Genomic DNA, 12,937 nt, shown 5'->3' on the forward strand with positions numbered 1-12,937 from the left:
GTTAAAAACCAATGATTTACCCGATTGTAGCTTACGGTGACCCGATTTTAAGAAAGCCAACCAGATTTATCGAGAAAGATGAAATGGACTTGAAGAAGCTTTCGGAAGATATGTTCGAAACAATGCATTCTGCGAATGGAGTTGGATTGGCTGCGCCGCAGATTGGTTTGAACGTGAGGGTTTTCGTAGTAGATGCAACCCCTTTTGCAGAGAAGGAAGATGAGGATGACGAGCCAGATTTGTCACTCGCTGATTTCAAGAAAACCTTCATTAATCCCGAAATCCTCGAAGAAACCGGAAAAGAATGGGCCTTTGAAGAAGGCTGTCTGAGCATTCCGGGAATACGCGGTGATGTGTACCGCCCTGAAACCGTGCGCATCAGATACCGTGATATCGAGTGGAATGAATATGAAGAAGTATATTCAGGTATGGCCGCGAGGGTAATACAGCATGAATACGATCACCTGCTTGGTAAGTTGTTTGTCGACTATCTTCCCACTCTGAAAAGACAGTTTATCAAAAAGAAACTGACCGACATTTCCAAAGGCAATGTGGACGCGGATTACAGAATGCGCTTTCCCGGACGTCGGTAGGTACATATATATATAGCCACTCTTAGCAGCAAGGTATTATGGCCGAGATTCATTCAGATTTGTTATCAGTAGCACTGGTCCAGACAAACTTGTACTGGGAGGATGTTACGGCGAATCTGGCTTCGCTCGAAGAAAAAATCGCCGTGATCCCCGAAACGGTAGATGTGATTGTGTTACCTGAAATGTTTAATACAGGTTTCACGATGAATACTGCTGTCGCAGAACCCGTCAATCTGACCACTACGCGATGGATGAAGCAGGTTGCGGCCCAGACTAATGCGTTGCTGATCGGAAGTTTTGCGGTGAATGAGGGCGGAAAATTTTATAACCGGGTATTTTGTGTAAAGCCTGACGGTTCGTTTGTTTACAGCGACAAGCGCCATCTTTTTACAATGGGGAAGGAAAACCTCTCTTATAAGGCAGGAAATACAAGGCTTACATTAACCTGGAAAGGCTGGAAGATTACACCGCTTATCTGTTATGATCTCCGGTTTCCGGTCTGGAGCAGAAACAATGTCGCGGATCCCTTTGATGTACTTATATATGTAGCAAATTGGCCAGCTAAGAGGGCGCACGCCTGGAATACTTTGTTGAAAGCACGGGCTATCGAGAACCAAAGCTACGTTGTAGGCGTGAACAGGGTAGGGGAAGATGCAAATGGTTTACAGTACCAGGGAGACTCTGTTGCGCTGGATTATCTGGGAGAGCCAGCCTGTATGCTCGGCGACAGGGAAGTGATCAAGGTCGTACATTTTTCAAAGAATGAGCTCCAAACTTACCGGAATGCTTTCCCTGCATTATCCGACGCCGATCCTTTTACCCTGCATTAACCAGGATTATTCAATCACTTTCGGCACCATAATATAGCGCTCATTTTTGAGGGGCGCATTTGCTAGAGCATCTTCTCTGGTCAGCGTATTAGCAGCTTCGTCGCTGCGCCAGTTATTCACTTCATCAAGAATGTGGGTCAGCGGCTCCACTCCCTCGGTATCAATCTCATTGAGCTGATCCATCCAGTTTAATACCGAATCCATACTCTTTAATGTCGCTTCCTCTTCTTCAGGACGTATTTCGAGGCGGGCCAGGTGGGCTACCTTGTAAAGTGCGTCGCGATCGATTTTCATGATATTATGAATTTGTTAAGTTGCTGTGGTACCTACTGGCAGAAAGTCAAAATTACCTCATTTTTGCCAAACCGCTACTGTGGCAGGATAATTAGGCATGTTTTTAGCTGACGGATTTGCTGAAAAATTCAGCTTCGGGTGATGTTGATTTTTGTCAATAATGACACAAACGGTGTCAACTCTGAAATGATAGTTTAAAAATTGTTGTTAAGACACTTAGTAGGGGAAAAATAATATTTGCTTTTCTAAGTTATTCTTGAAATATTTTGAAATGCAAAATGCTGGTTTAAAAAACATGTATGAAGACTTTCGCGCAAAGAGTACAATTAAGTTATGATGTTGAAAGATCGATATTTTGTTCTTAATCAGTACTAAACTCAGATTTTTTAAGAAAATAGTGAGCAATGCGATCTTTAAAATATTCAATTTTTCAGCATTCAGTTGAAATCAGGAATAAAAAATCTGACCAAAAGCTTGCTTTTTTTTAAAAGGAAAACTCATACTTTTGTAGATGTCGATAACTGAAAAAAGCAATCGAAATTTTATTTTACCAAAACCAGTTTTTACCAAAAATTTTATTTAATTCACAACCAAAATCTCAATTTAACCTTTAAAAGTAAGTCTGATGGAAAAGAAAGCTACAAGTCCGGCACCTGCTCCAAAGCCTGCTGCGGCGGCAACAAAAGGCAAAGGCGGTTTAAACCCGGCATTGGTAATCCCTCTACTATTTGCGATTGCATTATGCGTGTACATTTTCGTTCTGGGAGCTCCCGAACACTTTAAAGATGGTGATCACGAAAAAGGTCCAATCGATGGTGATTACTACGGAATCGTTTACAAAGGAGGTCCTATCGTACCAATTTTGATGACCTGTTTCCTAATCGTATTAACATTTACAATCGAGCGTTTGATCACATTGAACAAAGCAAGCGGATCAGGCAGCATCGATTCATTCGTTCGTAAGGTGAGAAGCCTTTTGGACAAAAACCAAATCGAAGAAGCAATCAGAGAATGCGATAAACAAAAAGGCTCTGTTGGTAACGTAATCAAAGCAGGTCTTTTGAAATACAGACAGCTTACTACTGAAACTGGCTTGGATAAAGAGCAAAAATTGGCGGCTCTTCAGAAAGAAATCGAAGAAGCTACTACGCTTGAACTTCCAATGCTTCAGAAAAACCTTACGATTATTGCAACACTTGCGGGTGCATCTACTCTTCTTGCACTTCTTGGAACGGTAATCGGTATGATCAAAGCGTTCGCGGCTCTTGGTACATCAGGTTCACCTGACTCAGCGGCTCTTGCGACTGGTATCTCTGAGGCCCTTATCAATACTGCATTAGGTATCGGTACTTCGGCGATTGCTACTATTTCATACGCTTACCTGAACAGCCGTGTTGACGATCTTACTTACAGCATTGACGAAATTGGCATGAGCCTTCAGTCAAACTTTGCTGCACATTATTGATAGGTTAATGAACTATTTGATAGTGAAGTTTCGTTAATATAAAAAAAACTTATATATTTGATTTATGGCAAAGGTAAGACCTAAGAAGCACGCCCCGCATACCGATATGACGGCGATGACTGATGTAGCGTTCTTACTATTGACCTTCTTCATTATGACGGCGACTTTTAAGTCGAACGATGCTGAGATTACCACTCCATCTTCGATTTCTCAGATCAAAGTTCCGGATGATGATATCATGGTCATTAGTATTGACAAAGCAGGTAAAGTGTTCTTTGGCGTGGATGCCCAGCCCACGAGAGCGGCAATGTTGGAAAACATTGGACAATCAAAAGGGATTACATTCACAGATACTGAAAAGGCTAAGTTCGCGGTACAGTCTAGTTTTGGATTTCCTTTGAATCAATTGAAACCCTGGCTGAACATGCCGAAGGATCAAATGACCCAAGTTAAACAACCTGGTATCCCTGTTGACTCAACAGGTGCCAGCGAATTGGCTGACTGGGTTTATGCGGCCCGTAAAGCTAACAGTCAGCTTCGTATCGCTCTGAAAGGAGATAACCTGGCGAAGTTCCCTGTGTTCAAGGATGTACTGGCTAATTTACAGTCACAGAACATTAACAAGTTCAACCTGATTACAGGTAGTGAGCAAGCGCCTGCCGGCTACACAAACGATTAGGGTGTTATTAAGTAATTCATTTTAATTAAAGCAAGAAATGGCAGCAATTGAAGAATCGGGTGGTGGTGGCAAAGGCGACGGTAAGGTTCGGGGTAAGAAAATGTCTACTCGCGTAGACATGACACCAATGGTGGACTTGGGATTTTTGCTTATCACGTTTTTCATGCTTGCAACAACAATGTCGAAACCTACATCGATGTCGTTGGCAGTACCCGATAAAACTGACAAGGAAGATCAGGAAAAGACCGAACCTTTAAAAGCATCAAAAGTTTTGACCCTTTTCATGGGTGCTAATGATGATGTGTATTATCTGGATGGAGTAGCTGCTGATGATGATAAGGCGCAAGCGTCTTTGAAAACAACACGTTACGGATTTGATTTAAGAAGTGTAATTTTTGCTTCTCAGAAACGTATCAATGCTGCGAACCCGAAGGATGAGAAAGGAAACGATGCTTTCGTGGTGGTAATTAAGCCAACGCCAGTTTCAACATACAAGAATATGGTTGACGTACTGGATGAAATGGCAATTACGAAATCCAAAAGGTATGCGCTTGTGGAAACTTTGACGGATTCTGAAAAGAAGCTGTTGGGTGACAAGATTGTTCCGAAAGACCAATAATTTTTAACTAACCTATTAACTAATACGCGCCATGGCAGAACTAGGCCCGAATGCAACACTGGATGATATAGTGTTCGCTGATCGTAATAAGGCGTACGGTGCATTTGAACTTCGTAAAGGCTATCGTGCTGACGTTACGAAGGCCACTCTGATCGGAGCTGCACTTTTTGTTCTTGCAATGTTTACTCCGTCTATCATCAATAGATTGACAGCAGGGCAGGAAGAAGAAGAAGTAATGGTTGAAGTGGATTTAATGAAAATACCACCGCCGCCAATTGACCCGGCAGAACCACCACCGCCACCACCGCCGCCAGTAGAGCAGCCTAAGGTGAACACGGTGAAGTTCTTACCTCCCGAGGTTAAAAAGGATGAAGAAGTTCCTGAAGAGGTACCACCACCAACAGTGGAAGAGATTAAAGAAGCTGTTGTTGCTGACAAGACCATCGAAGGAGATCCTAACGCGAACGAGATCATTGTAGCTCCGGAAGCGGTTGCAGCCCCAAGTAAGGGTACGGTAGTTGAAGCGGCACCTGAGCCTGAAAAGGTTTTTACAGTGGTTGAGCAGCAACCTGAGTTTCCAGGAGGTACTACTGAGATGTACAAGTATTTAAGTAAAAACATTAAATACCCAAGTGCAGCATCTCGTGCGAACGTTTCCGGAAGGGTTTTCATGTCATTCGTTGTAAATACGGATGGAAGTATCCAGGATGTGTCAGTGTTAAAAGGATTGGGTTTTGGTTGCGATGAAGAAGCTATCCGTGTTGTGAAAGCAATGCCGAAGTGGAAACCAGGTAAGCAATCAGGACGTGCAGTTCGTGTTAAATATAACCTGCCGATCAATTTCCAACTGGAGTAACTCATGAGGGAAAAACCATTGCATGAGAAGATCGGTGATCTGACCTCTGTGTTGATGGCTTTGACATACATAGGAGGAGGGGTCTTTTTGATCCTCTCCTCCTTGTCTTTTAGGTTGTTACCAGTTGGAAGCGTACCCAGATACGCGTTTGCTGGCACACTTATTTTGTATGGTGCTTACAGAGGATACAGGGTCTGGCGTAGAAGAAATCAGGAAGAACTATGAGATTCAGGTTATTAGGGCTTGCAGTATTAGGTATTAGCGGAGTATTCGGTTTGCTGAATTGCGGGTCTGGAAATGGTAATCTGGACAACCCGAGACAGGGTACAATCACCGTTGCTTCTGATGAATCTTTCAAGCCGCTGGTTAACTCGCTTACTAATGCTTATGAAGGGATTTATCCTAACACGCATTTTAAGATCGACTATAAGCCGGAGCAAGAGGCAATCAGGCAGTTACTGAACGATAGCGCACGTATTATCTTTGCTACCAGACAGCTGAATGAGAAGGAGTTAGAAATTATTAAACGTCAAAAAGGCAGCCAAAAGTATCAGCATATCGCTACGGATGGTCTGGCATTGGTTGTCAGCAAATCTAATTCCGACAGCCTGATCACAATGGCCGAAGTGCAGGCCATTATGGAAGGAAAGATTAAGGATTGGGCTCAATTGAAGGATGGTAATCAGCAAGGTTTGATTACACTCGTTTTTGATAATGCCAACGCAAGTAACCTCAATTATATTCTTGAGAAGTTTAAGGTCAGGGATATCAGAAATTTGAGGATTATTTCAGCAGGTTCCAACGAGAAGGTAATTGAGGACGTTAGAAAAAATCCATTACATCTCGGATTTATTGGTGTGAACTGGATCAGCGATGGGCATTCATTGGCATCTGAGGAACTGTCTAAAGGCATTCATGTGTTAGGAGTCTCCAAGAAAACAAATCCGGATTCTTTGTCGGATTACATACAACCGTTTCAAAGTGGGTTGGAATTTAAAAGATATCCCTTGCATAGGGACCTATATATCATCAGTCGCGAAGGCTACTCAGGTTTAGGTGGTGGATTGATGACTTATATAGCCAGGGACGTAGGAGGATTGATTATTCAGAAGATGGGATTGCTTCCTACAGTACCTTACCCGCGTGAACTCGAGGTCACTACCGGGGCAAACTTTTAAAGTAAACAATTTTAATAGATTTGGATTTGTTATTGAAAAAGCCAAATTTTTTATCACTATTTTAACCGGGTAAAAAATGAACAGAAACATGAAAGTGAAATTAGTAGCACTAGTATTTGGATTATTGGCGTTTGTGCAATTACATGCGCAAACGGTGCAGGATGGCTTGGCATTGATACACGGAGAACGTTACAATGAAGCAGGCGAAGTATTTAAAAAGCTTGCTGAGGGCACTCCTTCCGGCGATAACCAATATTATCTGGGATATTATTATGTTATAACTAACCAGTTGGATGAGGCGCAGAAAGCGTTTGAAAAAGGTTTGCAGGTTGACGACAAATCTTATTTGAACAAAGTTGGTCTTGGTACCGTAGCGCTTGGAAAAGGCGACAGAGCTAAGGCGAAGGAGCTTTTCGACGAAGCAGAAAAGAAGAAGAAAAAAGATGCTGAGGTTCTTTACCGCATAGGTGAAGCTTACACTTTGTTCGAAAAACAAAATGATCCTGCGGAAGCAATCAGATTGTTGGATGAAGCTGTAAAAAGAGACAAGAACTTGGCTGATGCTTACATAGCAAAAGGTGATGCATTAATGTTGCGTAATGAAGGTGGTAATGCAGTTACAGCCTATGAATATGCATTGACTGCAAAGCCTAACTATGCAGTAGCTCACAACCGCATTGGTCAAATTTACCTGCGTGGTAAAAACTACAACCTGGCTCTTGAAAACTATAAGAAGGCAATTGAAGCCGATGCGAACTTCGCACCTGCTTACAAGGATCTTGCTGAGTTGTACTTCTTCGCTCAGAAATACAAACAAGCGGCTGAGAACTTCGATATGTACATTCAGAAAAGCGGTACTACTGACCCTGAGATGAAATTGCGTGCTGCTCAGTTTGCATTTACTGCTGATGACTATGCAAAGTCACTGCAATTGCTGGAAGAGATTAAAGGTAAAATCAACAACCCTATTACATTGCGTATGTACGGTTGGTCTTACTTTAAGCAAAACGATCCAGACAAAGCAATTGAGAACCTGAACGAGTTCATGAAAGTTGCTCCGGATAAGATCATCGGCGATGATTATAAATATCTGGGACGTGCTTACAACCAGAAAAATGGTGGCGAGAAAGGCTACGATTCAACTGGTGTGCTTTACATTCTAAAAGGTGCTGATATGGATACCAGTAAGGCAGAAGCTGCTACTACCTATAAAGAGGTTGCTGCGCTTTACTATGCTGCTAAGGATTATCCAAATGCTGCTTCTGCGTATGAAAAAGGTATTGCCCTTGATACGTCAAAAGCTAGTGCGAACGACTACTATTATACAGGTTTGGCTAACTTCCAGAGAGCTTCAAGCTTCGTTGTACCAACTGCTGCTGACTCGAATTATGCTGACAGCGCGAGAATTGCAATGGATAAGAAGAACCTGTATCTGAAAGCGGATTCGATCTTTGCTATTGTTACCCAGAAGTTGCCAGAATGGCCATATGGATATTACTGGAGAGCTAGTACGCTGTACAATGCATACGACAGACAAGAAAATATCGACAAAGGTATTTCAGCTCCCTATTATGCCAAGCTGGCCGAACTGGCTGAGAAAGATCCTGATCCATCCAAGTATAAATCTTATTTAAGACTTGCATATGGTTACCTGGCGTTTTACAGTCAAACTACCCAAAAAGATCCGGCAAAAGCGAAGGAATATTGGGAGAAGCTTTTGAAAGTTGACCCTGATAATGCGTCGGCTAAGGAGGCACTGGGCCTTGCTGTTGCAACTCCTGAGGCTGGACAAGCAGCAGGTAAGACTAAGACTGCTACTGCAACTCCAAAGAAGAAATAATCAAGTGAGTTATAAAAAGAACAGCCGCCCGGATTTTCCAGGCGGCTGTTCTTTTTATAAAAACTACAAAAAACTACGAAGGTGTAACCCGTGCAAAGCAGGTATTCAGAACAGGAAGATGCACAGAGGCATAATGATCATAGCACCACTGCTTTAAACGCTTAACCTCAGCCGGCATCAACATACGAATCGCTTTTTTAAGCTCTTTCTCGAACAATCTGCGATCGAAGCTCACTTTTTGCAGAATAATTTTAATGTATTCAAGCATCGAGGCCATATGATTACTTAATTTTGTGGTTTAGGGAGGAGGAAAATGCATTCCGACATAGCAATTGCTAATAAAGATAACGAAATATTTTAATGAGATTATATGCGTTATTGAATATTTTTTTGTGTTATTCTTTTATCTCCTTTGCTCAGGTTCAAAATAGCGATGCTACTGTTGAACTTGGTCCTAAGAACTTGACACTCAATCAGCCATTCACTATTTCTGTGGTTCTGAGGGATGCAGAAACAAGACCGGCGGTACTCTTCCCGGACATTCGTGATCTGGAAAAAAGAAGCAAATCGGCAACAAGCTCAATCAGTACTGTTGATGGTAAAAAAATAGTTATCCAGACGATTACGCAGGAATATTACGCTTCAAAGGCCGGCAGCTATCTCATTCCTGAATTTACATTAAACATCAATGGGCAGAGACTGAGATCCGATGAAACGATGGCGGTATTTTCGGCTTCTGAAGATGTGGATGATAATGCAACAAAGCCCGTTGCAGATGTTTCTGAAGCTGAAATCGAGAATTACAATGAAGCCGTGTTCCTGGCTGTGCAAACCGACAAGAAACGGGTTTTCATACGGGAGGGCTTTGCATTAAAGATATCGCTTTATATAGCCGAGAATGCGCCGGTGGATATGGAGTTCTACCGGTTTAATGAACAGTTTCAATCTATTTTGAAAACACTGCGTCCAGCTAATTGCTGGGAAGAAAATGTTGGGATCGAAGAGATTGTTAAGAGAAGAATCACGATCAAGGGTAAGCGATATACTGAATACAATATGTACCAGGCAAGGCTCTTCCCTATCACTACTGAGAAAATCGTTTTTCCGAAAATCCGGCTTGATATGCTGGTGTCGGACAATACCGCGGCCGTAAATGTTGATAAAAAGGTCGTAAAAACCTTTCGTTCAAAAGCGGTAACCGTAGAAGTGAAGCAACTGCCGGAACATCCATTGAGAGACCAGGTTGCTGTTGGGCAGTATAGTTTAAGGGAGTCACTATCAGCTGCGCTGGTGTATCCGGGCGAGAGCATTCGATATATGTTCAAGGTGGAAGGTGTGGGAAACATTGCTGCCTTGCCCACCCCATTGGTCCTGAGCAACTCCAATCTGGACATTTATCCGCCAGAGGTAAGTCAGGTGATCAAGAGAAGTTATCAGAATGTAATTGGAGAAAAGACTTTCGACTACTTTGTTGTGCCCCGGAAAGATGGTACATTTCCGCTCGGGAGGTATTTTCAATGGATATACTTCAACTCGCATCTTGCCAAATATGATACTCTGCGTTCTGCTAAGTCTTTGGAAGTAAAAGGAGAAGATTACAAGATTGCGAACCTCTCCCTGTCAGGTTCATCGGGCTTGTACGACAATATAGAAAGCCTCGACAGCAGTAAGCAGGGAACCGATTACAAGAAAATATTAAAGGAAGTAACCAATGCGATCGTCATCATTTTGCTGGCTACGCTGATATGGGTTTTTAGAAAATAAACAATGGGAAGTACTTACGGAAAGATATTCAAAATAGCCACGTTTGGCGAGTCACATGGAGTCGGTATAGGTGTAATTATTGAGGGCTGCCCGGCCGGATTGGAGTTCGATTCTGATTTTATCCAAAGCGAATTGACGCGGCGCAAGCCAGGACAGTCCCGGATCACAACCCAGCGTAAGGAAGCCGACGAATTTGAGGTTCTTTCAGGGGTTTTTGAGGGCAAAACAACCGGCACTCCAATTGCATTGATCATCCGCAATGAAGATCAGCGTAGCAAGGATTATTCTCACATCGCCACACAATACAGACCATCACACGCGGATTACACTTACCAGGAGAAATATGGAGTAAGAGACTATCGCGGCGGCGGAAGGAGCTCGGCGCGTGAAACAGCCGCAAGGGTCGCAGCTGGTGCAGTTGCAAAGCTGTTTCTGGCGAAAATGAACATCAAGATAACCGGATACGTATCGCAGGTTGGACAGATGAAGCTCGATAAAGCCTATCATGAGCTGGATCTTTCGCTGGCAGAAGAAAATGCAGTGCGCTGTCCTGACCCGGAAATGGCCGCTAAAATGTTTGATTATATCGATAATGTGCGAAAGTCAGGCGACTCAATTGGCGGAATAGTAAGCTGTGTAGTTACGGGTACTCCGGTGGGATTGGGTGAGCCGGTCTTTGATAAGCTGCATGCAGAGCTCGGAAAGGCAATGCTAAGTATCAATGCAGTAAAAGGCTTTGAATATGGAAGCGGGTTCGACGGTGTTAAACTACTCGGATCGCAGCATAACGACGCCTTTTTTGTAGACGAAAATGAAAAGGTACACACCAGAACAAATCACTCCGGCGGCGTGCAGGGAGGTATTTCCAATGGGCAGGATATTTATTTCAATGTAGCTTTCAAGCCTGTTGCCACGATCATGCAGGATCAGGAAAGTGTAGACCAGGATGGAAATGTGGTCATCGTGCAGGGAAAAGGCCGTCACGATCCATGCGTTGTTCCCCGTGCAGTACCGATTGTGGAAGCAATGGCGGCGTTGGTCCTGGCCGATTTTTACCTCAGGAACAAATCGAGTAAAATTTAGCTTAGAGGCGGTGTTTTCTGCGTCGTTGGTTGAGGCTTAGCACAAGCCAGATTGTTCCCAGGAATTCAATTAAAAGGCCGGCAAGGATAATGGGATTACTAACGTGCTTTTGAGAAGTGTTAAGGAATACACCGGTAAGTACTACGATCATACCGGTAAGTAGAATAAGTGCAGCGTTTCCTAATCCAAGTTTCACTGACTATTTGTTTCGTTCCACAATAAGATCGTAGAAGATCTCTTACCGAATGTAAAAAATTGTTTCGGTAAATGCTATTTGATCTGTGAAGTTTTTATTGATTTTACTACTGCAAAATAGCAGCTGACTTAAACAAAAAATGGCTCCTTGCGAGCCATTTTTTGTTTTGTAATATTTAGAATAAAGATCAGATAACCTGACTTTTACCAGGAATTGCAACTGGATAAAGGCCATCTGCACCTGGCATGATCTTCGGAGAAGCGTCCCAGGCAAGTTTGTCAGGGAACAAATTGATGTCTGAATTAAGCGCTTCATCCCACTTCACCATTTTACCGGAGTAAGTAGCCATTCTACCCATAATTGCAGTCATTGTACTTTTCGCGCCATTTTCTGCGTCAGCAAATTTGTATTCACCTTTCGCGATAGCAGCAAACAATTCGTCGTGTTCTACTTGATACGGGTTCTTATCAGCTTTGCCGTCATGCTGATAGATAACACCGCTTTTATAATCTTTCAAAGCTGTTCTCTTGCCGTCAAAGCTGTCGATCCGGCCTTTCGTTCCCACGAATGCTTCGTCAACGCGGTTCCAGGTTCCTTCAAACTGGCGGCACTGGCTTGAAATAACCGTTCCGTCAGCATAAACCAGATCCAATGTATGGTGATCGTAAATTTCACCGTAGGCTTTACCAGTACGAACCTGACGTCCGCCTGTTCCCTGAATTTCAACAGGGTAACCTTTTTTCACCCAGTTGGCAACATCAATATTGTGAACGTGCTGCTCTGAAATGTGGTCGCCGCATAGCCAGTTGAAGTAGTACCAGTTTCTCATTTGGTACTCCATTTCAGTCTGGTTTGGCTGGCGCTCCTTCATCCAGGGGCTGCTTCCAACCCAGTATACCTGGCCGCCTACGATATCACCGATTGCTCCGTCGTGAATCCTTTTGATTGCCTCAATATAATTGGCCTGATAGTGACGCTGCAGACCAACCACTACATTCAACTTTTTCTTCTTAGCCTGCTCAGCAATTTCCAGCACTTTGCGGATACCTGGTGCATCGGTGGCAACCGGCTTCTCCATAAATATATGCTTGTCATTCTTCACAGCCTCTTCGAAGTGCGACGGACGGAAACCCGGAGGTGTTGCCAGGATCACCACGTCTACATCTTTCAATGCGATTGCTTTTTTGAATGCGTCAAAACCAACGAATTTGCGGTCGTCAGGAACGTTAACCTTCGTAGCGGTATCAACAGCTTTGCCTGCTGCATCTTTGTATTTCTTTGCAGTAAGGTTTTTGTATGCATCATCCAGACGGTCTTTAAATGCATCGGCCATTGCCACGATCTGCACGTTCTGAGATGTGCTCAATGCCTGTGCAGCAGCTCCAGTTCCTCTTCCTCCGCAGCCAATCAGTGCCACTCTGATTGTTTCGTTTACAGAACTATTGAAGCCGTATCCTGTCAGAGGATTCAATATCGCACCGCCGGCGATCAGGCCCGATGCTTTTAAGAAATTACGTCTGTTTTGTTCCATTATGCAAAA

At 43.3% G+C, this 12,937-nt stretch carries 13 protein-coding genes; 10 read left to right on the forward strand and 3 right to left on the reverse strand.

Annotated features, from left to right (window positions below):
• Window positions 1-11: 11 nt before the first annotated feature.
• The gene (gene def / locus ASG33_RS01305) at window positions 12-593 is read left to right on the forward strand and encodes a peptide deformylase (RefSeq protein ID WP_056279506.1); all 582 of its coding nucleotides are present in this window, start codon (window positions 12-14) and stop codon (window positions 591-593) included.
• Between the two features lie 38 nt (window positions 594-631).
• The gene (locus ASG33_RS01310) at window positions 632-1,423 is read left to right on the forward strand and encodes an amidohydrolase (protein ID WP_056279508.1); all 792 of its coding nucleotides are present in this window, start codon (window positions 632-634) and stop codon (window positions 1,421-1,423) included.
• 6 nt (window positions 1,424-1,429) lie between these two features.
• Here ASG33_RS01310 and gatC read toward each other — a convergent pair whose 3' ends face one another.
• Entirely contained in the window at window positions 1,430-1,717 is a 288-nt protein-coding gene (gene gatC, locus ASG33_RS01315; RefSeq protein WP_056279510.1) for an Asp-tRNA(Asn)/Glu-tRNA(Gln) amidotransferase subunit GatC, read from the reverse strand.
• 625 nt (window positions 1,718-2,342) lie between these two features.
• On the opposite strand from gatC, the gene ASG33_RS01320 reads away from it, so the two are divergent.
• From ASG33_RS01320 to ASG33_RS01350, 6 genes are all read left to right on the forward strand, one after another.
• Window positions 2,343-3,182: a MotA/TolQ/ExbB proton channel family protein gene (locus ASG33_RS01320; protein ID WP_056279512.1), complete on the forward strand. Its 840-nt coding sequence runs from the start codon at window positions 2,343-2,345 to the stop codon at window positions 3,180-3,182.
• Window positions 3,183-3,246: 64 nt separating this feature from the next.
• A complete protein-coding gene (locus ASG33_RS01325) occupies window positions 3,247-3,861 on the forward strand; it encodes a biopolymer transporter ExbD (RefSeq protein WP_056279515.1) in 615 nt (204 codons plus the stop codon).
• Window positions 3,862-3,898: 37 nt separating this feature from the next.
• Entirely contained in the window at window positions 3,899-4,480 is a 582-nt protein-coding gene (locus ASG33_RS01330) for a biopolymer transporter ExbD (protein WP_056279516.1), read from the forward strand.
• A gap of 31 nt (window positions 4,481-4,511) precedes the next feature.
• Window positions 4,512-5,336, forward strand: a complete 825-nt coding sequence (locus tag ASG33_RS01335; RefSeq protein WP_056279518.1) for an energy transducer TonB — start codon at window positions 4,512-4,514, stop codon at window positions 5,334-5,336.
• Between the two features lie 221 nt (window positions 5,337-5,557).
• The gene (locus ASG33_RS01345; RefSeq protein WP_056279523.1) at window positions 5,558-6,514 is read left to right on the forward strand and encodes a substrate-binding domain-containing protein; all 957 of its coding nucleotides are present in this window, start codon (window positions 5,558-5,560) and stop codon (window positions 6,512-6,514) included.
• A gap of 76 nt (window positions 6,515-6,590) precedes the next feature.
• Complete coding sequence (locus ASG33_RS01350) at window positions 6,591-8,354, forward strand: tetratricopeptide repeat protein (protein WP_056279525.1); 1,764 nt, start codon at window positions 6,591-6,593, stop codon at window positions 8,352-8,354.
• Between the two features lie 73 nt (window positions 8,355-8,427).
• Here ASG33_RS01350 and ASG33_RS26000 read toward each other — a convergent pair whose 3' ends face one another.
• Complete coding sequence (locus ASG33_RS26000) at window positions 8,428-8,631, reverse strand: hypothetical protein (protein ID WP_031528945.1); 204 nt, start codon at window positions 8,629-8,631, stop codon at window positions 8,428-8,430.
• Window positions 8,632-8,816: 185 nt separating this feature from the next.
• On the opposite strand from ASG33_RS26000, the gene ASG33_RS01360 reads away from it, so the two are divergent.
• Window positions 8,817-10,118, forward strand: coding sequence for a BatD family protein (locus ASG33_RS01360; RefSeq protein WP_229238526.1), 1,302 nt, complete (start codon window positions 8,817-8,819; stop codon window positions 10,116-10,118).
• Between the two features lie 3 nt (window positions 10,119-10,121).
• A complete protein-coding gene (gene aroC / locus ASG33_RS01365) occupies window positions 10,122-11,201 on the forward strand; it encodes a chorismate synthase (protein ID WP_056279529.1) in 1,080 nt (359 codons plus the stop codon).
• A 383-nt stretch (window positions 11,202-11,584) separates the two neighbouring features.
• On the opposite strand, the gene ASG33_RS01370 is transcribed toward aroC, so the two are convergent.
• A complete protein-coding gene (locus ASG33_RS01370) occupies window positions 11,585-12,928 on the reverse strand; it encodes a Gfo/Idh/MocA family protein (RefSeq protein ID WP_056279531.1) in 1,344 nt (447 codons plus the stop codon).
• Window positions 12,929-12,937 lie beyond the last annotated feature (9 nt).

The sequence above is a fragment of the Dyadobacter sp. Leaf189 genome (genome assembly GCF_001424405.1).
Classification (GTDB): domain Bacteria; phylum Bacteroidota; class Bacteroidia; order Cytophagales; family Spirosomataceae; genus Dyadobacter.